The 22,191-nt window shown below is 58.5% G+C and carries 14 protein-coding genes; 3 read left to right on the top strand and 11 right to left on the bottom strand.

Translation table 11 applies throughout. The annotated features are described in order from the left end of the window. Window positions 1-161: 161 nt before the first annotated feature. Window positions 162-4,271, bottom strand: coding sequence for an autotransporter outer membrane beta-barrel domain-containing protein (locus DOLE_RS12605; RefSeq protein ID WP_012175874.1), 4,110 nt, complete (start codon window positions 4,269-4,271; stop codon window positions 162-164). Between the two features lie 159 nt (window positions 4,272-4,430). On the opposite strand from DOLE_RS12605, the gene DOLE_RS12600 reads away from it, so the two are divergent. Continuing rightward, the gene (locus DOLE_RS12600) at window positions 4,431-5,447 is read left to right on the top strand and encodes an IS5 family transposase (RefSeq protein WP_012175873.1); all 1,017 of its coding nucleotides are present in this window, start codon (window positions 4,431-4,433) and stop codon (window positions 5,445-5,447) included. 83 nt (window positions 5,448-5,530) lie between these two features. Here DOLE_RS12600 and DOLE_RS12595 read toward each other — a convergent pair whose 3' ends face one another. Beyond that, window positions 5,531-6,430, bottom strand: coding sequence for a hypothetical protein (locus tag DOLE_RS12595; protein ID WP_012175872.1), 900 nt, complete (start codon window positions 6,428-6,430; stop codon window positions 5,531-5,533). 411 nt (window positions 6,431-6,841) lie between these two features. Between DOLE_RS12595 and prmA the strand changes: the two genes are divergently transcribed. Then, window positions 6,842-7,750: a 50S ribosomal protein L11 methyltransferase gene (prmA, locus tag DOLE_RS12590; protein ID WP_012175871.1), complete on the top strand. Its 909-nt coding sequence runs from the start codon at window positions 6,842-6,844 to the stop codon at window positions 7,748-7,750. 500 nt (window positions 7,751-8,250) lie between these two features. On the opposite strand, the gene DOLE_RS12585 is transcribed toward prmA, so the two are convergent. The 5 genes from DOLE_RS12585 to ftsE are packed head-to-tail and all read right to left on the bottom strand — an operon-like array spanning window position 8,251 to window position 13,556. After that, on the bottom strand, window positions 8,251-9,198 hold the full coding sequence (locus DOLE_RS12585; protein ID WP_012175870.1) for a divergent polysaccharide deacetylase family protein: 948 nt from the start codon (window positions 9,196-9,198) through the stop codon (window positions 8,251-8,253). Window positions 9,199-9,222: 24 nt separating this feature from the next. Then, window positions 9,223-10,590 carry a S41 family peptidase gene (locus DOLE_RS12580; RefSeq protein WP_012175869.1) on the bottom strand — a complete coding sequence of 456 codons (1,368 nt, stop codon included), beginning with the start codon at window positions 10,588-10,590 and terminating at the stop codon, window positions 9,223-9,225. 49 nt (window positions 10,591-10,639) lie between these two features. Then, complete coding sequence (locus DOLE_RS17535; RefSeq protein WP_167320879.1) at window positions 10,640-12,031, bottom strand: peptidoglycan DD-metalloendopeptidase family protein; 1,392 nt, start codon at window positions 12,029-12,031, stop codon at window positions 10,640-10,642. After that, complete coding sequence (ftsX, locus tag DOLE_RS12570; protein WP_012175867.1) at window positions 11,995-12,876, bottom strand: permease-like cell division protein FtsX; 882 nt, start codon at window positions 12,874-12,876, stop codon at window positions 11,995-11,997. Before ftsX ends, DOLE_RS17535 begins: the two co-directional genes overlap by 37 nt. Continuing rightward, complete coding sequence (ftsE, locus tag DOLE_RS12565) at window positions 12,873-13,556, bottom strand: cell division ATP-binding protein FtsE (RefSeq protein ID WP_012175866.1); 684 nt, start codon at window positions 13,554-13,556, stop codon at window positions 12,873-12,875. Before ftsE ends, ftsX begins: the two co-directional genes overlap by 4 nt. Window positions 13,557-14,323: 767 nt before the next feature. Here ftsE and DOLE_RS12555 point away from each other — a divergent pair. Then, entirely contained in the window at window positions 14,324-14,662 is a 339-nt protein-coding gene (locus DOLE_RS12555) for a histidine triad nucleotide-binding protein (protein WP_012175864.1), read from the top strand. A 109-nt stretch (window positions 14,663-14,771) separates the two neighbouring features. Here the strand turns inward: DOLE_RS12555 and DOLE_RS12550 are convergent, their stop codons facing one another. From DOLE_RS12550 to dprA, 4 genes are all read right to left on the bottom strand, one after another. After that, complete coding sequence (locus tag DOLE_RS12550; RefSeq protein ID WP_083766606.1) at window positions 14,772-16,094, bottom strand: sensor domain-containing diguanylate cyclase; 1,323 nt, start codon at window positions 16,092-16,094, stop codon at window positions 14,772-14,774. Between the two features lie 401 nt (window positions 16,095-16,495). After that, on the bottom strand, window positions 16,496-18,307 hold the full coding sequence (locus DOLE_RS12545) for a chloride channel protein (RefSeq protein ID WP_012175862.1): 1,812 nt from the start codon (window positions 18,305-18,307) through the stop codon (window positions 16,496-16,498). Between the two features lie 21 nt (window positions 18,308-18,328). Continuing rightward, entirely contained in the window at window positions 18,329-20,605 is a 2,277-nt protein-coding gene (topA, locus tag DOLE_RS12540; protein ID WP_012175861.1) for a type I DNA topoisomerase, read from the bottom strand. Window positions 20,606-20,835: 230 nt separating this feature from the next. Continuing rightward, window positions 20,836-22,005: a DNA-processing protein DprA gene (dprA, locus tag DOLE_RS12535; protein WP_012175860.1), complete on the bottom strand. Its 1,170-nt coding sequence runs from the start codon at window positions 22,003-22,005 to the stop codon at window positions 20,836-20,838. Between the last annotated feature and the right edge of the window lie 186 nt (window positions 22,006-22,191).

Genomic DNA, 22,191 nt, shown 5'->3' with positions numbered 1-22,191 from the left:
CCACCGGCTGTTAAAAATCCAGAGAATCTCTAAAAATTTAAATTCACCACAAAGAGGCAACGGGCACAAAAAAAGCCGCTGTCCGGAAAGGACAGCGGCTTTTGATTTATAACAGCGGCATGCCGGCCGAAGGTATTGGCCGGCATGCCGGATTGGGTGGTTTAGAACATGTAACGAAGCCCGGCCGTGAAGGTGTGGGCTTCGAACTCTTCCTTCATGGTGCCCTCGTAACCGGCGGTCAGGGAGAGGCTGTCGCCCATAAAGGCGGTCAGGCTCAGCCCCAGTATGCCGCTGTCACGATTCGCCTCAAGGCCGTTGATCGTGAAGGCGCCGGTGGTGGTGCCGGCAAACCAGGACATGGCCTGCTGGTCGCGGTCGGCAAACTCATGGCCCCACTGCACGCTCAGCTCGGGCTTCAGGTCCATGCCGTCGCCCATCTGGAAGAGCCGGTTGACCCGCACGCCCAGCTTGCCCAGCAGGGAGCTGGTGTCGGTCTTGTCCACGGCAAGGTTTGCCGCCCCGGCGCCGGTCTCAATAAAGCCCTCTTCCTCGTGGAAGGTGTACTGCATGCTGGCCGTGGGAATCAGGTTCCAGTCGCCCATGGCAGCCATGTAACCGCCGCCGATGTAGGCGGAGTAGTCCACGCCGTCATGATCACCTGCCGCGGTCAGGCCCAGCATGGGAATGTGGCGCAGGGCGTCATAGGAGTTGATGCCGAAAAGCAGGGCGCCGTCCACGTATACCTTGTCGCCGGTCCAGGAGCCGTAGGCCCCCATGGAAAAGGTGTCCACATCCTGCTCACCCATGTTGGCGTCGACATCGGCCTCGGCCTTTGCGATTCCCAGGGTCACGCCCACAACCATGTTGTCGGCCACACCCTTGTCAATGCCCACGCTAAGTCCCATGGCGTCATAGTCGTAGCTCATGAACCCGGTGGTGGTGTCCTGCTCCGCCGTGGTATAGAAGGCCTTGGCCCAGGGACTCCAGCCCTGGCCCGCCTGCCGGTCCGCGGTAGGCACCGCAGCCAGCACAGGCCCCGCCTCGGTGGCCCGGTTGGTGGCGGCCACGCGAAGGCCGGAAAGCCGGCCGGTCATGCCGGAGGTAAAACCACCGGTGTTCACGCCGGTCAGGGCCGTACCCAGGGTGTAAAGCTCAGGCGACAGCTGGCCCAACGCGTTGGCCAGGGAGGCCGCATCCGGCTGCCGGTCCAGGGCGTTGATCACATCGGCCAGGTCGCCGTCGGGCGCGTCGTTGATCAGCTGCATCAGGCCGTGGCTCATGGCCGCCTGGTTACCGGTCAGGCCGGCGCCGGCCAGGGCCGCCGCATAGGACTGACGGTCGGTTTCCAGAATAATGGAATTCGGTTCCGTCTCGTCATCCATCTCAAAGCTCAGCACCATGGAGTTGGCCGTGGCCTGGTCAAACGCGCCGTCCAGTGTGTCGGCGGTCAGCACGGTATAAGTGGAACCGTCCTGAAGAACGCCTACCGGTGTCACCAGGATGGTGCCGCCCTCGATGCCGGCTGTGCCGCCCACGGTGAGGTTGTCGCACTCACCGGTGTCGGACAGGCCCAGGGCCAGGGTGGCGCCGGCGGCATTGGTGAAGTCGCCGGTGACCATGGTGCTCTGAATGTTGCCCCCCAGGTTGAAGGTGCCGCTGTTTTCCACGTCACCGTCCATGTTGATGCCGTTGGCCGTCAGGGTGGCGCCTGAGGCGATTTCTATGTCCGGCGTGCCGTCATAGCCGCTGATGTCGTCGTTGAGAAACAGGGTGCCGGCCTGCACGTCCACCAGGTCGTCCACGGTGACAAGGCCGCTAACGGTCCAGGTGCCGTCTCCGGTCTTTTCCAGAACGTCAAAGTTGAGAATGTCATTGTTATGAAGACCCTGGCCTTCCAGAACAATCAGGTCGCCGTCGATGGTCCCCTCCGCGTCGCCGGGGTCTGTGCACTGGCCGTTGATGGCGCCGGTGACCGTTGATCCGGAGCGGAGAATGACCGTGTCATCGCCGTCACTCATGACGATGCCGCCTTCGATGTACCCTTCGTTGATCAGCAGGTCGTCATCGCATCCGCCCTTGATGATGTTGTAGAAGCCGTCGCCAAGGTAGAGTTCGCCGGCGTTGGTGAATGTGTCATCACCCCCGCCCATGGCAATGGCCGCGCCATAATCCCCTTCTTCCACATCGGCCTGAGCCGTTCCGATGCGGATCGTACCGGTATTGGTAAAGACATCGTCTCCGTCGCCAAGGGTGAGGCCGGGATCCGTCAGTGTCTGACGGATCCGGATGGCACCAGAGTTGTCAAAGGTGTCGTTACCGCATCCCATGGTGATGCCGGTGTTGTAAGATGTGCCGATGCGGATAATACCGGTGTTGGTAAACGCATCGTTTTCGCCGCCCATGCTGATGCCGGAGCCACCCTCTTCCTCAAGGCCGGTCTCGCCGATCTCAATGGTGCCGGAATTGGTGAAGGTGTCCCGGCCGTCGGCCATGGAGATGCCTGCATATCCACTGGTCCCGATGGTGACGGTCCCGGCATTGTCAAAGGTGTCCTCGCCGTCGCTCATGGCGATAGCACCGTAACCGGTATCACCGATGGTGATGGTGCCGGTGTTGGTAATGGTGTCCTGGTGCTGGCCCATGACAATGCCGTGGTGGTCGGTTTTGACGATCTCGATGGTACCGCTGTTGTCAATAAGGTCGTTGCCCAGTCCGCCGATGATGCCGGAATAGTCGCCGCCGTCACTCTCCTCGGTCAATGCCTTGGAACTGGAAACTCCCGCAGATCCCATGTAACCGATGCGAATGGCGCCGGAGTTGATCAGCTTGTCCGAACCCGGCCCCATGACAATGCCTTTGTAGGCCTGACCGATGTAGGTGGGCTCGATCACGCCGTTTTCTTCAAGAGGGGCCGGGGCTGCATAGTCCGCCGCGGATCCACCCAGGTAGCCGATCTCAATGGTGCCGGTGTTGGTCAGTGTATCGTTTGCCCCGGCCATGCCGATGCCGCCGTAGCTGGCATACGCACCCGCGACCCCGGCAATGGTGATGGTGCCCGAGTTGTCAAAAAAACTGGGGCCGTCACCGGCGTGAATGCCGAACTGGCCCGTTGCGCCGATGGTGATGGTGCCGGTGTTGGTAAAATAGTCCAGGCCTCCGTCACCGGCGATTTCGTCGTCGCCGCCCCCCATGTGGATGCCGTTGAACCCGGCTTCGGTGATGGTCAACGTGCCGGAGTTGGTAAAGGTGTCGTCGCCGTAACAGCCCATGTTGATACCGTTGTACCCGGCTTCGGTGATGGTCAGGGTACCGGCGTTGTCAAAGGTGTCGTCGCCGTAATAACCCATGCCGATGCCGTTGTACTCGACATTTCCGATGTCGATGGTGCCGGTGTTGGTGAAAGCGTCGTCATCCCCGTATTCGTCGGCTGAGTCATCCTCCCCCAGATTGATGCCCGGAGAACCGGCCTCGCCGATGATAATGGTGCCGGAGTTGGTGAACACGTCACGGCCATCGCCCAGGCTGATGCCGGGAGACCCCGCATCATTGATTCGAATCCAGCCGGTGTTGTCAAATGTGTCGTTTCCCGTGCCCAGGTTGATGCCGGCGGTGCCGGCAGAACCGATTCTGATTTTGCCGGAGTTGGTAAATGTGTCGTTTCCTTCGGCCATGATAATACCGCCGTCGCCGGCCTCGCCGATGGTGACGGTGCCGGAGTTGGTGAACACATCGTCACCGTCGGCCATGGTAACGCCGGTGGTGCCGATATCTCCCATGGTGACGGTGCCGGCGTTGTCAAAGGTATCATCCCCGTTGGCCAGGGAGATGCCGCCGTCGCCGGTACTCTCTATGGTAACGGTGCCGGTGTTGGTGAAGATGTCATCGCCGTTGGCCAGGGAGATGCCGCCGGAGCTGATGTCGCCCAGTGTGATGGTGCCGGAGTTGGTCAGGGTATCGTTTTCAGATCCCATGGCGATACCGTGGCTTCCGGACTCGTCCAGGGTTATGGTGCCGGAGTTGGTCAGGGTGTCGTCTCCATCGCCCATGGTGACGGCGCCGGTGGAGGCATACTCGATTTCAATCCGGCCGGAGTTGGTCAGCACATCTTTTCCGTCGGCCATGGTGATGCCGTTGGAACCGATGTCTGTCATGGTAATGGTGCCGGTGTTGGTGACGGTATCGTCCCCGTCGGCCATGGAGATGCCGGCAGAGCCGATATCCCCCATGGTAATGGTGCCGGAGTTGGTGAAGGTGTCATCCCCGTCGGCCATGGAGAAGCCGGCGTTGCTGGTGGTGTCGATATCGATGGTGCCGGTGTTGGTAAAGGGTTTCTCTAAAAATTGATTATTTTATCATGGTTTCTAAAATCATCGTGTGTTATAAATATCCTCATCAAACTCAGTAAATACGGGCATTGAGGAGAAATGGCGATGATGCAGACCGGATTTTTTGACTGGCATGAGAGATTTGAGAAACTCGACAGAAACGGCGATCCACTGCTTAAATTGAATCAAGTGGTGGATTGGGAGATGTTCCGCCAGCCTCTGGAAAAAATTCGTCATAAAGAGCGAAAAAGCAATGCCGGCGCAAGGCCCTACGATGTAATACGGATGTTCAAGATTCTCATTATTCAGTCGTTGTACAATCTTTCCGATGACCGGATTGAGTTTCAGATTCTGGACCGGATATCGTTCATGCGCTTTCTGGGTTTGGGCCTTGGAGATCGGGTGCCGGACGCCAAGACCATTTGGTTGTTTCGGGAGCAGATTACCGAAGCTGGTTTGATCAAACCGTTGTTTGAGAAGTTTGACGTCTGTTTGCGGGAAAATGGTTTTCTGGCGCAAAAAGGGCAGATTATTGACGCCAGTATTGTAGCGGCCCCTCGTCAACGGAACAGCCGGGAAGAAAACGAGCGAATCAAACGGGGAGATATTCCCGAGGAATGGAAAGAGGCCAAGAGACGTCAGAAAGACACGGATGCCCGGTGGACAAAGAAGAACGGACAGAACTACTACGGATACAAAAACCATATAAGCGTGGACGTTAAGCACAAGCTGATTCGGGATTATGAGGTTACGGATGCGGCGGTTCATGACAGCCAGGTGTTTGACCAGATAATTGATGAGAGCAACAGCAGTCGTGATGTGTATGCGGACTCGGCATATCGTTCGGAGGAATCGGTGAAGCGCCTCAAGGAAGAGGGTTTTCGGGAGCATCTGCAGCGGAAGGGATGTCGACACCGAAAGCTGACGAAGCGGGAGCAACGGGGCAACCATACACGGGCAAAGACGAGATCGCGAGTCGAACATGTTTTTGGAGTGCAGGCGATGATGGCCGGAGAAATGATTCTCCGGACGATCGGAATTGTTCGAGCCAGGGCCAAAATCGGATTGAGGAATCTGGCGTACAACATAAACCGATACAGTATACTGGGGGCAACGGGGTAAGGTCTGTCCCAAGAGGGTGGACCCCGCCGACGGGGTGGAAAAAGTCGGTAAAATGGGATGTAAAATATGACTTTTATGCTTCATTACTTACCCGAAAGGTCCCAATCTGAAAATTTTTTACCGCCGCAAACGGCCTTTTTTAAAAAATGGATTTTTAGAGGTTCCCTAAAGGTGTCATCGCCGTCGGCCATGGAGACACCGGCACCGCTGGTGGTGCCGATATCGATGGTGCCGGTGTTGGTAACGGTGTCATCACCGTCGGCCATGGAGATACCGGCACAATCCGAATCCTCCGCCGTGATGGTGCCGGCGTTTTCCAGGGTATCGCTGCCGTCGCCCATTTTAATGGCCGCACCATAGGTGCTGGTCATGCTGCCCCAGTTGAAGATCTGGTCGTCGCCCGGCCCCATCAGAACGGATCCGGTGATTTCAGCGCCTTCGTAGTTGTTGAGCAGGTCGGCGCCCTCGCCCATGGCCACAGCCGCGGGCTCTTCTTCGCTCTCAATGCCGCCGGCGAGGTAGGCGCCTGTTGCCTCGATGGTGCCGTAGTTGTTGACCATGTCGTTGTTGGCCACCCCTGCTTCATTGGGGTAGAGGTCCGGGTCGGTACAGAAGCTGATGCCGGAAACGCCGGTGATGGCGCCGTTGTTGGTCACGGTGTGGCTCTGGGTGGTTTCCGCGTCATTGTCGTAGGTCACGGTGATGGCGTTGCCTTCGGTGGCGGTGATGGCGCCGTTGTTGACCACGGCATTGCCATCACCGGTAAAAGTGACGGCATCGGCCGGCGTGGTCAGGGTAGCGCCGGTGTTGACCGTGACGGTGGTGTCGTCTGCCGCAGTGATGGGGTCGGTGTTGTCACCGGTCACCGTGATGGTGCCGGCCCCGTCATCCACAATGCCGGCCACAGCCGGGCCGGTGCCGAACATCAGGCAGAGTGCCATCAACCCGATGCCCAACAGTGAAAATCTGTTTTTGTGTTTCATGCTTTGTTCTCCTTGTTGTTTTGTTTCATCTTATGGGCCGACCGGCCGGAAAGCGCCTGCCGCGGCCCGACTCCTATGCTGTTATCGCGTCACCGACACGGGTCTGTTTTTCTGGTTTGAAAACAGACCGGCCGGTGTTGATTTCGGGAAAGTGGTGTGAGTGCGTGAAAAGCTGTTTACCCCCATTCTTCTTGCATTCATCAAATCGTCAATCTGCTGGCAAAAGAAGTTATATTTTTATCAGTCAGGGTCTGGAAGTGTCAAGAAAATTAAGCTGGCATCCAAATAGAGTGGGCACTACTTTAACATTGATTGCCCGGCGTTTTTGATGGTATGGGAACCGTGTGGCTTGAAACGCGCACATTTTAACTAATTTTTTTAATATCAACTTGTTATGCCAAAGGAGGCCCCATGCAGTGGCTGGAGGCGGGCATTGTTTTTGAAACAGAGGACCTTTTTGCACAAACTGCCGCTGAACTGGTGTGCAATATTTTTTATGACCTAGGCCTTTCCGGAGTGGTTACCGAGGATCCGGTGCCGGTTTCCGACCATGGGGTGCGGGGCCGGGTGATCGGATACCTGCCGGTGGACGAGGCCCTGGAACAGACCCGGGCCGACCTGGAACAGATGGCATCCGGCCTGTCGGCCCGCCATCCGGTCCGGTGCACGCTTGAGTTTACACCCTGCGACGACCAGGACTGGGCCAATGCCTGGAAGGACCACTTTTTTGTCCAGAAGATCGGCAGAAACATCGTGGTGCGGCCCACCTGGCGGGACCATGTCCCTGAACCGGGGGAGGTGGTCATCGACCTGGATCCGGGCATGGCATTCGGCACCGGCACCCATCCCACCACGGCCATGTGCTTGGAGATGGTTGAAAAACATCTGGCGCCGGGCACGGCCTTTCTGGATGTGGGCACCGGGTCCGGCATTCTGATGATCGCGGCGCAAAAGCTGGGCGCAAAAACCGTGTGGGGCGTTGACAACGATGGGGTGGCCGTGAAAATTGCGGCGGAAAACCTGGAGCGAAACGGTATTTTTGCCGGTGGGAACGCCTGCCGGATCATGCGGGCCGATCTGGTGACCGGTGTGGATCGGGCCTTTGACCTGGTGACAGCCAACATTCTGTCCGAGGTGATTGTGGCCCTGGCCGATGATGTGGGCCGGGTGGTTGTGCCGGGCGGCCTGCTGGTCTGCTCCGGTATTATCGAGCCAAAACAGGCCATGGTGGAAGCAAAGCTGACGGCCTGCGGGTTTGACATTATTGAACGGAAAACCACCGATCTGTGGGTCTGCCTGGTGGCGCGCAGAACACCCTGATGTTTCCCCAATTTATTTTAGTCGGTATCGGTATCGGGATCGGTATCGGGATCGGTATCGGTATCGGGATCGAGCCGGAGGCGAACCAGTTCTGTCCATACTGGGTGTCATTGCGAGGAGTGAAACGACGAAGCAATCTCCTTCATATATGTTCAAGATTGCTTCGCTGACGCTCGCAATGACGGGAAAAGCCCTCCGTGGCTTTTGGTGCGGCCGGTCGCTTTTTAACACGAAGCACACGAAGCACACGAAGCACACGAAGCGGACCATACGAATCGGACAGGGCAGTGCGTCCTCGCTCAAACACCTACCTCGTCATCGTTCAGTCCCCCTCCTCGTCATCGCCCAAACACCTACCTCGTCATCGCCCAACTTGATTGGGCGATCCAGAACCAGGCATGACCCCATTCCGAAGGGATAAGGCACCAGATCAATTTTACGCTGGATTACCCGGTCAAGCCGGGTAATGACGGGCGTGGAAGTGCGTGCGTCGAAATCGCTTACCGGGGCACCAGGCAGACCAGGTGAGAGGCGGGCACCAGTTCCACCTGTTGTGTCAGGGCGGCCAGATGCTTTTCAAGGGCCGTGCAGGTAGAGCCGTGGGCATGGCCGATGGCAACAGCCTTGCCGTTGCGTTTGGCCACGGCGATGAGCCGGTCGATCTGGGCCTCGATGGCCGCCACATCTGAGTCGTTGTCTAAAAACACGTCCCGTTCGGCAAAGGGCACCTGCAGCAGCCGGGCCGCGGGCCGGCACTGGGATTCGGGCGTGGTGCGGCTGTCCACAAAAAAGAGGCCGTGCTTTTTTAACACCGAAAAGACCTGGTACATGCGGGCGGAGTCGGCGGTCATTTTTGACCCCATGTGGTTGTTGACACCGGCCACATGGGAAATATCGTTCAGGTTGTTCTCCATTCGGGCAATCAGTTCGTCCGGGCCCATGGATGTGAGCAGGACCCCGTCACCGGGATTGACCGCCGGGTATTCGTCCGGTTCCATGGGCAGGTGCAGCATGATTTCAATGCCCTTCTGCCGGGCCGTCCGGGCGATCTCCCGGCCCCGGGGGCTGTGGGGCAGGATGGAAAAGGTCAGGGGGATTCCCAGGTTGACAAACCGGCCGGCCAGTGCCCGGTCGTAGCCCATGTCGTCAATGATGATGGCCACCTTTGGCCGGGCCGACGGGGCATGGGCCGGTCCGCAGGGTGGGGAGTCGGGCAGGCGGTCGGTTTCCGGGTAGACCTCGAAGGGAGGCCGCCTGGCCGGCACGTCCGGCTGCCCGGCGGTCCGGTCCGGCGGGGTGTCGGGAAGAAAAACCAGGCCCACCAGGGCCGCTGCTCCGAGAATTCCCACCAGCAGCAGAGCCCCGGCCAGGATTTTCAGGTAGTGGCCCGGTGTCGAAGGGGCCGATGCCTTGCGGGCAGTGGCCGGAGTGCGTCGTTTTTTTTTCATCTGGCGTTTCGAAACGCGGCCACTTTATTTCGCGTGCCGGGCGCTGAAGATTTCATAGGAGATCAGGGCATCCAGTGCCCGGACGATCTGGGCATCCCGCAGCATCAGGTCCGGGTCCAGGTCGCCGTAACGGGTGTTGGTCAGGTCTTCCCTTGTCTTCTTGTCGTCGGCTGCCGGCGCCTGCGTTTTGTCATCGGCGGGGGCGTCTTTCATGGGCGCCGCTTCCAGGTGGTTTTTCAGGTCTTTTTCCTTGAGCCGGGGCACCTCTTTTTCGTCGGCTGAATCCAGAAGCCCGGGCTTTACCTCAATGTCCGGCACAATGCCTTTGGTCTGAATGGAGGTGCCGCTGGGCGTGTAGTAGCGGGCGATGGTGAACTTGATTCCCGATCCGTCGCTTAAGGGCTGCACCGTCTGTACCGACCCCTTGCCAAAGGAGGTGGTGCCGATCACCAGTGCCCGTTTATGGTCCTGCAACGCCCCGGCCACGATTTCAGAAGCACTGGCGCTGCCGCCGTTGATCAGCAGCACCAGGGGATAGTCGTGCCGGGTCTTGTCCGGACGGGCGTTGTAATTGCTCTCTTTTTCCCGCTCCTTGACCGAGAGAATGGTGCCTTCATCCAGAAACATGTCCGAGATGGCCACGGCCTGGTCCAGCAGGCCTCCGGGATTGTTCCGCAGGTCGAGGATCAGGCCCTTCAGGTCGCCGCCATTGTCGGCCTCCAGCCCGGCCAGGGCGGTTTTCAGTTCATCGGTGGTGTTGGCCTGGAAGTTGGTGACCCAGACATAGCCGTATCCCGGCTTGAGCATGGCGTGCTTGACGCTGACAATGGGAATCACGGCCCGCACCAGGTCAAAGGAGAGCGCTTCGGCCACCCCTTCCCGGCGAATGGTGATGGTGACCGATGTCCCTTTTTCCCCCCGCATTCTTTTGACCGCTTCCCACAGCTCCATGTCCGCGGTGGGCTCATCGTCAATGGTGGTGATGATGTCGCCGGGCTGAATACCGGATTTAAAGGCAGGGGTCCCCTCGATGGGCGAAATCACGGTAAGTACGCCCTTGGGCATGGTGATCACGATACCGATGCCTTCAAACTCCCCCCTGGTGTCGGATTGGAAATCCTTGAAGGCGTCGGAAGGCAGGTATTCGGAGTGGGGGTCCAGGCTCTTGACCATGCCCTGAATGGCCGCTTCGATCAGTTCTGTTGTATCCACGGGATCCACATACTCTTTTTCAAGGGTCTCGATGACCGAGGAGAATATCTTCAGGCTTTTATAGGTTTCATCGCTGCCGGCGGAGATGGTGCAGGAAAACCCGGCGCCGATGATCAGCAGGCAGGCCAGGGTTGATGTGACGCCAAGAATTTTTATCCATCGGGACTTTCTGTTGTTCATGATGTTTGCCTTTTCATTATAAATTCAATTGTAAGAATACGCGCCTGTGTCAGCCGGTTTTCAGCCATTTCATGGGGTCCTCGGGGGTTCCTCTGTGCCGGACCTCAAAATAGAGGGACGTTCCGGTCATGGAGGCGGTCTCGCCCACCGTGGCGATTACTTCATGGGTTGCCACCGGGTCCCCCTTTTTTTTGAAAAGCTCCTGGGCATGGGCATAGACCGTGTAAAAGCCGTCTCCATGGTCGAGGATGAGCATGTTGCCGTATCCCTTGAACCAGTCGGCATACAGCACCTGCCCCTGGTAAACCGCGTGGATCGGCTCGCCCTGTCTGGCGGCAATGTCGATTCCGCTGCGGAAGTTGACAATATTGAGTTCCGGGTTTTTGTATTTTCCGAACTTGCTGATGATTCTACCGTTCACCGGCATTTTCAGCAACCCCTTGTGCCGGGGAAAGCTGCCGTCCCCTTTTACGGGGGCTCTTGCCATCTCTTCGTGAAGGGCCGCGATGGTTTTGTCAAGATCTTTTGCCGCCTGTTTCAGGGAGGCAATGGTGGCCTGGCGCAGGGCGCCTTCCTCCCGAATATCGACCAGCAGCCGCTGGCGGCGCGCCTTTTCCTTGTCCAGCACCACGCGCTGCCGCTTCAGTTCACTCTCAAGGGTCTCCTTTTCGGCCTTTTCAGCATGCAGCTCTTTTGTCAGGGCCGACAGCCGGGTCTTGTCCGACAGGTACTGCTCCAGGACGGCGGCGTCATGTTCACAGATGCGTTCGATGTCGCGCCGGGTTTTGAGAAAAGAGAACATTGATTCAGCCGACCCCAAAAGGTTCATGGCGCCCATCAGTTCCAGCTTGTACAGGGCCGTCAGGCGGCGGGCCGCCTGATGCCGGTTTTTTTCGATTCGCTGTTCAAGCACCCGGGCCGCCTTCCGGTTCTCCTCGATTTTTCGGGCCGCCGCGTCAACGGCAGCGGAGATGGCGTCGATCTGGGTCTGGGAACGGTTGAGCGACCGGTCAATGTCATGAAGGCCGGCCACCAGCTCCACCTCCTGCTGGCCGTAGACGGCGATCTCTTTTTTGTGGGTTTCGATCTCCCGGTCGATCTGCCGGGCCTTTTCTTTGAGCTCTTCGATCTGCCGGGCCGGGGGTGGCGGGTTTAACCGCACATAATCGGACCGGTTCCGGATATAGCCCGCCCTGTTGTCGTAGGATATCTTGAGCCACTCCCCGGTATCGTCCAACACCGTCACCTGAGTGCCTTTTTTCAGTACGCCCACACGGGTCGCGTCGCGGTCCGGGCGGGCGCGCATGTTGAGCAGGGAGGCGCGAATCTCCGCGGTCTGCACGGCTTCGCCATGACCGGCGGTAGCCATGACGGCCACAACCGCGCAGGCCAGCACCCCGGGGGCTACTCTTTTAAGAATTGTCGCAAGGAGATATAGCATCCCAGCCATCCGGCAAACATGCTGCAGAGCAGAATGATAAAAAGGGTTTTTACGGGAATAAACTCAATGGAAAAGGTATTCACCACGGCGTCCAGGTCGATGCTGGTGGTCAGCGCGGTAAACACCGCGTAGAGCACGGCTATCCCCAGCACGGCGCCCACGGCCCCCTGGATCAGGCCCTCAAGGTAGAAGGGGGCCTTGATGAACCGGTCGGTGGCGCCCACCAGGCGCATGATTCTGAACTCCTCGTGCCTTGAGTAAAAGACCAGGCGAATGGTGTTGGCCACGATGAAGACCGCGGCCAGAAAAAAGACCATGGCCATCATCACGCCGGAGAACCGGAACAGGTTCAGCACCCCGGTAAACCGTTTGAGCCAGCTCTGGCCGTACTCCACGTCGGCCACCAGGTGGCTGGACTGAATATGGATGGCCAGCATCTCAATGGTTTCCCATTTTTTCCGGGCCGGGTCGATCCACACTTCCAGCGCGTCGGGCAGGGGGTTGTGATCCAGGCTCTCCAGCAGCGACGCCTGCCACTTCATTCGCTCCGTGAGCCGGGCCAGGGCCGCCTGCTTATCGATGAAGTGCACCTCGGTGACCCCTTCCATGCGGGAGATGTCGTTTTTCAGGGTGTCAATATCGGCTGTGGGTACGCCGTCCGCGATGTAGACAATCAGCCGGACCCCTTTTTCCCAGGTGCGGATCACCCGGGCCGCGTTGGAGGAGAAAAGGGTGAAGGTGCCCACGATGAGCACCGACAGCGCGATGATGATCACGGTGACCGAATGAAGCACCATGTTGTTTTTCAGGTCCCGCAGGGCCCGTTTTAATGCGAAAAACTTCATGATTCAACGGCCTCCTGTTCCAGGCGTCCCCTGGACAGGTGAATCCGGCGGGCCGGCGTGCCGCGGACCAGGTCCCTGTCATGGGTGGCGATCAGCACCGTGGCCCCCCGGTGGTGGAGGGTACGCAGCAGGTTCATGATGTCTTCGGCCGACTCCTCGTCCAGGCTGCCCGTTGGCTCGTCGGCCAGAATGATTTTCGGGTCCCCGGCAATGGCCCGGGCAATGGTGATCTTCTGCTGTTCCCCGCCGGAAAGGCTGGGCGGGTATGCGTGCATTCGGTCTTCCAGGCCCACGGCCCGCAGCACGCTGGCCACTTTTTTGGTGATCAGGGCCGGCCGGTGGCCGGCCACTTCCAGGACCAGGGAGATGTTCTCAAACACGGTCCGGTTGGGAATCAGGTTGTAGTCCTGAAAAATCACGCCGAAGAGCCGCCGCAGAAAGGGAATGCGGTCTTTTCGAATGCGCGACAGGTTCATGCCGTCCACCAGTATATGGCCTTCTGAAACGGGCTCGCCCAGATAGAGCAGCTTGAGCAGCGTGGTCTTGCCCGCGCCGCTGGCGCCGGTGACAAAGATGAATTCCCCCTGGCCGATGTCCAGGGTGATGTCGCCCAGGGCGGTCTGGGCGCCGTATCGTTTATAGACATGAAACACGCGTATGATGGGGGCCTTTGATTCCATGAGCCTTCCTGATTTTGCCGGCACGACCCCGGCATGGCCGTTCAAATTGGGCTATTGTCTCACATTCCGGAGCCGGAGACAAGCCCGGACCGCTTGAAATTCAAAGCGTTGTACTTTTCTTGGCGGCAAGAAAAGTACCAAAAGAACCGCGCCCCGCAGCTTGGCCACACCACAGGCGTGGCTTCCCTCGCTCGAAGAATTTTTCGGCGCGAAAATGAACTCGCCCGCCTGCGGCGGTGCTCAGACAGCATTTTCGCTTTTTGCCGAAAAATTCTTCTCCCTCGGCTGCGCCGCAATGGGCGGGGGGCTGTCATTGGAGACGGGCCGGGCTTGAAACGTCCAGGTTTGTAGTGTGCCCGTAAGGGCATTGGGCAGAACGGTATCAACGGCCGGCCGTGCATCCCCGGGAGCACCGCACCCCAGTGCGGCTGATCCTTTAATGGGCGCCACGGGCTGACCGCCACCGTACTCGTCATTACCCGGCTTGACCGGGTAATCCAGCATAAAATGGATTTTTAATATCTCTTTGCTTTTCCGTGTACTTTTTTTTGGCGCAAAGGAAAGTACCAGAAGAACCGCGCCCCGCATCGGGCCCGGCCCTTTCTTGACGATGGGCCGGGCCCGGTGATATACAGGAAAGGACAAAACCCGGGGAGGGCCGTAAGGTTTTTTCCGGTTCCCCCCTTTGCTGAATTTCGTGAAATCGCTTCTTCCTTTTTTCAGCAAAGGGGGGTTTTGTAAATTCTGAGCAAAAAAGGAGGTCTGCCATGTCCGACTGTCTGTTCTGCAAGATCGCCGCCGGTTTAATCCCCTGCGACAAGGTCTACGAGGATGATGATTACGTGGCCTTTGCCGACATCAATCCCCAGGCCCCGGTGCATATTCTGGTGGTGCCCCGGCGCCATATCGCAAAAGTGGCCGACATGGCCCCGGCCGATGGCAACCTGGTGGGCGGCCTGTTTGACGTGGCGGCAAAGATATGCGCTGAAAAGGGGATCGCCGACTACCGGCTGGTGATCAACAACGGCGCCGAAGCCGGCCAGTCGGTTTTTCATATCCATCTTCACATTCTGGCCGGCCGGTCTTTTGGCTGGCCCCCGGGGTGATCCGGAGATCCTTTCGCCCCCCACCTTGTTTCGATACTTTCCGGTGCCTGCCTTCGTGTGAATCATTTGAATACAGGCATGACAGGGCAGGTGGCGCGGTGTACGGGGATCAGATTTCCAGGGGCAGCTTTTTCGTGAATTTTCCGCGGTTATAGCAGATGTATCGGTCTTTCCGGTCCTTGGCCCGGTACATGGCCTTGTCCGCGTACTTGACCAGGTCCTCCATGGTGTCGCTGTCATCGGGATAGACGCTGATCCCTATGCTGGTGGTGATGGCGGCGATTTTGTTCTCACCGACGTCGAAGGGCCGGGAGATGGCATCAATGACCTTCTGGGCCACCTTGGGGGGATTCATGTTTTTTGAGTTGCTCAGAATGATGGTGAACTCGTCGCCGCCGTGGCGGCAGACGTAATCGGTTTCCCGCAGCAGCCCGGTCAGGCGGAAGGCCGCCTCTTTTAGGACCCGGTCTCCGGTTTCATGGCCCCAGGTGTCGTTGACGGTTTTAAAGTTGTCCAGGTCCAGGAAGAGCAGGGCGCACCGCTGGCGAAATCGCTTGGCATAGGCAATGGTTTCACGCAGTTTCTCAAACAGGGCGCCCCTGTTGTACAGCCCGGTCAGGTGATCGTGGGAGGCCAGGTAGAGCAGCTCCTTTTCGATCTTTTTCCGGGGGCTGACATCCCGTGCAATGCCCCGGAAGCCAACGATCTTGTTGTTGGCATCCCGAATAAAGGAGAGCGATGTCTCCACATAGAGCCGCTCACCGTTTTTTCGCACCAGCTCCCAGTCAAAGGGTGTGGGCAGCTGCCCGGTGCGAAAGGCCCGGTTGTAGGACCGGAACACTCTTGTGGCGGTCTTGCTGCTCATAAAGCTGCGGTACCCCATGCCGAGCAGTTCGCCTCCCGTATAACCGATCATTTTCAGCATGGAGCTGTTAAAGAAGGTGATGTGGCCGGCAAGATCCACCTCGAAATACCCCTCTTCGATGTTTTCAAGAATGGTTTTGTATTTTTCTTCGCTTTTCTCAATCTCCTGGCGCAGATGCTCCCGGCGGGTAACTTCCCGGTTGGAGCTCCAGGTCGCATGGTGGGCGAGTCTCCGCTGCTGGTCGGCGTTGAGCTGAATAAAGCGGGCACTGCAACGCCTGAGGCACCGGCCGTCCGGCGGGCCTTCCTTCTTTATAACCCGGTCTTCAATGATGCGGCAGGCGATGTCGTCGATATAGGTGTCACTGTCGTGCAGCAGCAGGTCGATCCGGGCGTCAAGGCCTTCAAGAGAGGATGCGGCACCCATATAGTCAAAGACGACCGCCTTTTTTGACAGGGCCGTGATTTTTCCCATGTGGATGCGACCCTGAACTAGGGCCGCAGCTGTGCCGTTGCCTACGGCGGTCTCGCAGGCGGATGTCTGTGATGTTTTGGTTGTCTGTGCCATAACGGTATGTCGGCCTGTGCGTGTGACAGGCGTTTCCCGAGGGCGCCATTGATGCGGCCGGACCCTCTTCGGCTATACTCCGGTCAAGGGGCAGGGGAACCGTCGGGCTTTCCCCTCCATCTGCCAACACTAAGAGAGCAAAAAACATGCCCGATCTGTCATATACGACAATTTGAGCAGTTTCAACAGTTTAAAATCAGTTCCGGTCGCTGACGCCCTTTGTGTGCCCAAAATTGTCACTTTTTCATGACGCATATTGAAGCCTCTGGCCGTGTTTTCGTGTACGGGGCTGAACCGGCGGCTGCTCATGGGAGAAAAGGAAAACCGGGGGGCACGCGAAAGCCGTCACGTTTACCGCCCATCATAGGCCAGGCGGTTTGAAAAGGCAATAACCGGCCGGGTTAACCGTGGCGCCGGTAGGTGGCCAGGAACTTGTGGGTCTCCCACTCCTCCAGCATGGCGTTGTAGGCGTGCAGAATGTCCTGGTGCCTGAGGATGCCCACCAGTTCTCCCGGCGCGCTGTTTTTGACCACCGGAATGTTTTCAATATCATATTTTTTGATATTTTTCAGGGCCATGGAAACCGGATCGGTTTCAGTGACCGGTGGCACCGGCACCACCAGGTCCCCGGCGATAAGCAGGTCCACCAGTTCGTGGGTGATCAGGGCCTGGCGCACTCCCTTTAAGGGAATCACGCCCAGGAGCCGGTTGTCGTCATCCACCACGCAGAGCTCGCCGTAGGCCGATCGCAGCAGCCGCTGCAGCAGCCGGTTAAAGGGCATGCGGTAGCTGACGGTTTCCACGTCGGTCACCATCAGCTGCCCCACCTTGATCTTTCCCAAAAGGTCTACGTCCCGCATGGCGTCCACGTCAATGCCCTCCTTGAGCAGGGCGTGGGCGTAAACGGTCCGTTTGTTTACGTAGATCACCACGATATAGGAGATGATGGAGGCGGCCATCAGGGGCAGCACGATGCGAAAGTCCCGGGTCAGCTCAAACACCAGCAGAATCGAGGTCAGCGGAATCGAGTTGATGCCGGCCAGGACCCCGCCCATGCCCACCAGGCCGAACACCACCGGATCCAGGGAGGTGCCCAGCAGGGTATTGACCGTGGTGGCAAAGAGAAACCCAAACATCACGCCGATGCCCAGGGCCGGGGCGAATGTGCCGCCAAAAGCCCCGGCCCTTAAAAACAGGGCCAGAAACACGATGCGAAACAGCATCAGCCAGAGTACCACGACCGGGGCAAAGGCGTTGTTGAGCACCGCGTTCATGGTGGTATACCCGATGCCGAACAGCTCGTTAAAGTGCAGCAGCACCAGGCCGAAGACAACGGCCACGGGCAACAGGCGGACAAAGGGGTTTTGGTTGCCCGGCAGCCGGTCGAACAGGTGCTTGACGGTTTTGGACGTGCCGAAGTAAAAAAGCGACATGGCGCCGCAGCATACGGCCAGCAACAGGAACCAGGGCAGATGGGCAAAATGGATGGGGGCGTAGTGCGGAATCGTGAAGATGACATCGTTGCCCAGAACCGCCCTGGAAAGGATGTCGGCCACGATGGAGGCGATGATCAGAAAGCTTAAGGCCTCGTTTTTCAGGTCATTTAACAGCACCACCTCAATGGCGAAAAAGACGCCGGCAATGGGGGCGTTGAAAACCGCGGATATGGCGGCCCCGGCCCCGGCAGCGGTGTAGATTTTGATGTTTTCCCGGTTGAGCCCGAACCACTGGGAAAGGGCCGATCCCATGCCGCTGCCGATCTTGGCGGCCGGGCCTTCGGGGCCGAGGGGGGCCCCGGTGCCGATGGTCATGATGGCGGCAAACATGTGAAACAGTGTGGTTTTTAAAGGGATGACGCCGTTTTTGATGATCAGGGCCTTGATGACGCTCTCCACCCCCCGTTCTCCGGCGGTTTTCGGAAACCGCACCGTGGCAACGGCCAGGACCAGGGCGCCCGCGACGGGCACCAGCATGATGGGGTGAAGAATGCCGGGCCACAGGAGGTCAAACCGGTCCGGGGAAAACAGCAGCCGCATCTCTTCGACGACATAGTGAAAGAAGATGGCGCCGATGCCGGCCAGCGACCCCACCAGCACGGCAAAGAGAATCTGGATCAGGTACCGGGAGATGTCCGAGGAAAAGCGAATATCGGCAAAGGCGTTCTGAAGAAACGCCGGTGTCCGGAATCGCCATTTTTTTGTGGGTTGGGTCATAATGAAGGGTGGGGCCGCATCCTATGTCCTTTGCCGAAAACCGCACCCCTCGCTGGCGCAGGTCAGTACCGTGCCCTCCTTTTTAGTGGTTTTTTCCACCACAAAAGGGGCGCCGCAGTCGGGGCAGGCCATGTCAACCGGCTTGTCCCAGGAGGCAAATGTGCATTTGGGAAACCGGCTGCATCCGTAAAACACCTTGCCCCTTTTTGACTTTTTTTCCACGATATCGCCGTTGCAGCCCGGTTCGGGGCACTTGACGCCGATGGGCGCGGCATTGGCGCCGGAGTTGAGGGACTGGGTACTCTTGCAGTCCGGATAGGCCGAGCAGGCCAGAAAATCACCGTACCGGCCCTGCTTGACCACCATGGGGCTGCCGCACTTTTCGCAGGATTTTCCCTCGGCAACGGTGAGATCCGGTTCCACCGGCTCCACGGTCCCCTTGTCTGTGCGGGCGTAGTTGCGGGAAAATTTGCAGTCCGGATACCCGGAGCAGGCCAGAAACGGGCCGTTCTTGCCCAGTTTGATCTTGAGTTCCTTGCCGCACTCCGGGCAGGAAAGCCCGGTGTCCATGCCCACGCCCTTGACGCTGCGCATTCGGTCTTTGGCGGCCTCAATCCGCTGGGAAAAGGGACCGTAGAACCGCTCCAGCAGGCGGACGGCCTGAAGCTGGTCGGATTCAATGCGGTCCAGGTCGTTTTCCATGTTGGCGGTAAATTCGATGTCTAAAATGGTGGGAAAGTTTTCCACCAGAAGGTCGTTGACGATAAATCCCAGTTCCGTGGGCCGGAACGCCTTGTTGATCAGGTCCACGTAGCCCTTGTCCCGAATGGTGGAGAGGATGGTGGCATACGTACTGGGCCGGCCGATGCCGTTTTCTTCCAGCTCTTTGACCAGGGATGCTTCTGAAAAGCGCGGGGGAGGAGTGGTGAAGTGCTGCTTCGGATCCAGTTCGATGAGCTTAAGGACCTCTTTTTCATCAAGCTGCGGCAGCTTGTCCCCTTTATCTTTGTCCGGTGCGCCGTTTTTGTCCTCCTCGGGTTGATAAAGGGCCATGAATCCGGGGAAGCGAACTGTGGAGCCGCTGACCGACAGCAGGTAGTCGCCGGCGGCAATGGTGATGGTCTTCTGGTCGATCTGGGCCTCGCTCATCTGGGAGGCCACAAATCGTTTCCATATCAGGGTATAAAGGGTCAGCTGATCTTTGGACAGGTACCGCTTGACACTCTCCGGCGTGTAGGATATCCCGGTGGGCCGAATGGCTTCATGGGCGTCCTGGACCTTGTTTTTGTTGGCAAAAAACCGGGGCCGGTCCGGCGCGTAGTCATTGCCGAACACGGAGCGGATATGGGCCAGGGCCTCGTGGGCCGCTTCCGGGGCGATACGGGTGGAGTCGGTACGCATGTAGGTGATCAGGCCCACGGGTTCCCCGGGTCCCAGGTCGATGCCTTCATAGAGCTCCTGGGCCACGGCCATGGTTTTTTTTGCGGTAAATCCCAGCTTGCGAATGGCCTCCTGTTGCAGCTTGCTGGTGGTAAAGGGCGGCTGGGGGTTTCGCTTGATCGTTTTCTGAACGATTTTGTCAACGGTAAAGGCCTGACGGGACAGTTCGTCAACGATCCGGTCGGCCTCGGCCTGGTTGCCGATGGTGATGTTTTTTGTCCCTTTTTTGACCAGCTTTGCTTCGAACCGGGGCGGATTGGCCCCTTCCAGGGCAGCGGTGATCGACCAGTACTCCTGGGGATCAAAGGCGAAAATCTCCCGTTCCCGGTCGCAGATGATGCGCACGGCAACAGACTGGACACGGCCGGCGCTCAGGCCGTTTCGTACCTTGCGCCACAAGAGCGGGGATATCTGGTACCCCACCAGCCGGTCCAGAATGCGCCGGGCCTGCTGGGCATCGTACCGGTTCCGGTTGAGCTCCGTGGGCTCGGTCAGCCCCTTTTGAATGCCTGTTTTGGTGAGTTCGTGAAACATCACCCGGTGAAACCGGCGCCCCTTTTTCTTGAGCAGGTCGGCCACGTGAAAAGCGATGGCCTCGCCTTCCCGGTCCGGGTCCGGGGCCAGGTAGATATCGTCGGCGTCCCCCACGGCGCTTTTCAAGGCCTTGATTACCTTCTGCTTGCCTTTGATGTTGACATAGTCGGGGGCAAACCCGTTGTCGATATCAATGCCCAGCTCATGGGGCGGCAGATCCCTCAGGTGACCGGAAGTGGCGGTGACGCTGTAGGCGTTTCCCGTATATTTTGTAATGGTTTTGACCTTTGTCGGTGACTCGACAATGATAACCGGTTTATTCACTGTAATCCCCTTTAACCCGAATATTTCATAAAATTTTTCGGTATTTATAAGTTTCTATATACAAACAATGTGTTGGAGAAGAACCCCGCAGTTTTCAAGCATACAAACTGTCATGGGCGATTTGAGGCATGTGGTACCAATTCTTATGTCTAAAAATTTTACCCTTCGGGCGAGCCGCCTTGACCGCAGCTGCTGTGTTGCGTGACATTCGCGGTAGATTCACTACAGCTTCATGTCTCGCGCCTTGCATCTGCGACCAAATCGGCTCGTGCAACATCCGGGTTAATAAGGAACCGTTTTCCCGGTTCCTGGGTTACAAACCCTTTGAGTTCCAGTTGCAGCAGGATGCCTGCTGTTTTTCCCGGCGCCATGGCCGCCTTCTGGGCGATTTCGTCAATATGCACCGGGTAAGGTTCAAGGGTTTGTAACACCCGTACCTCATCCGTGTCAAGGCCGGGGGTCGGTTTTCCGGCGTGTTTGTTTTCATCGGCCCGGTCCGACGCCGCCGGGGCGGTTGCGGGGCCGGCGGCAAGCCGGGGAGATATCTCGGCGATCACGTCCGATGCCTTTTCCACCAGGATCGCCCCCTGTTTGAGCAGGCCGTGGGCACCGGTGCTTTTAAAGGAGGTGATGCTGCCGGGCACGGCAAATACCTCCCGGCCCTGCTCCATGGCCAGCCGGGCCGTGATCAGGGACCCGCTTCGGGCCGCCGCCTCCACCACGATGGTGCCCAGGGAGAGGCCGCTGATCAACCGGTTGCGCAGGGGAAAGTGGTGGGCGTCGGGCTCGGCAAAAAGAGGGAACTCTGATATCACGGCCCCCTGCCCGGCGATGCGCCGGGCCAGTTCCATGTTCTCCGGCGGATAGATGCGGCACAGGCCGCTGCCCAGAACGGCGTATGTCAGGCCGTTGTTGTCCAGTGCCCCGGTGTGGGCCGCGGTGTCGATGCCCCTGGCCATACCGCTGGCCACACACAGGCCCATGGCGGCCAGTTCGCCGCTCAACTGGGTGGCCATGGAGAGGCCGTACCGGGTGGGGCTTCGGGATCCGACAATCGATATGCACCCCGCGTCCGGCACCAGCTTTCCCCACACGTAGAGATAGGGGGGCGGGTCATGGATTTCCCGCAGCAGGGCGGGGTAGCCGGGATCGGTCAGGGGGACGATGGAAATGGCTTTCCGGGCGCAGGTCTCAAGCACCTTTTCAATATTGTCCGGTGTCTTGTGGGCTCGGATGGCCGAGGCCAGGGTGTCTGATATGCCCTGGACCCCCAGCAGGTCGGACCGGGCAGCACTCAGCACTTTCTCCGGTGAGCCGAACCGGTCGATCAGCCGCTTGAACAGGAGGTTGCCCACGCCGGGAACGCTTTTCAGAGTAAACCAGGGGGTGAGATTTTCCATGGCGGACGGCCTTGTAATGCATCTTGTTTTTTTGATCGTGGTGTTGCACTTTACCAAAATAGGTCAGGACACATCCCGGTTCAAGAACAATTTCCTTTTCAACTGGATGCACGTTTTGCCGGGTTTGCACCGACACCTTTGTGCGCGTCGTGTTAAAAAGCGGCCGGCCTTCTGAGAAGGTTCAGC

This window comes from Desulfosudis oleivorans Hxd3 (genome assembly GCF_000018405.1).
Classification (GTDB): domain Bacteria; phylum Desulfobacterota; class Desulfobacteria; order Desulfobacterales; family Desulfosudaceae; genus Desulfosudis; species Desulfosudis oleivorans.
This window is presented reverse-complemented; position numbering and strand designations above follow the sequence as displayed.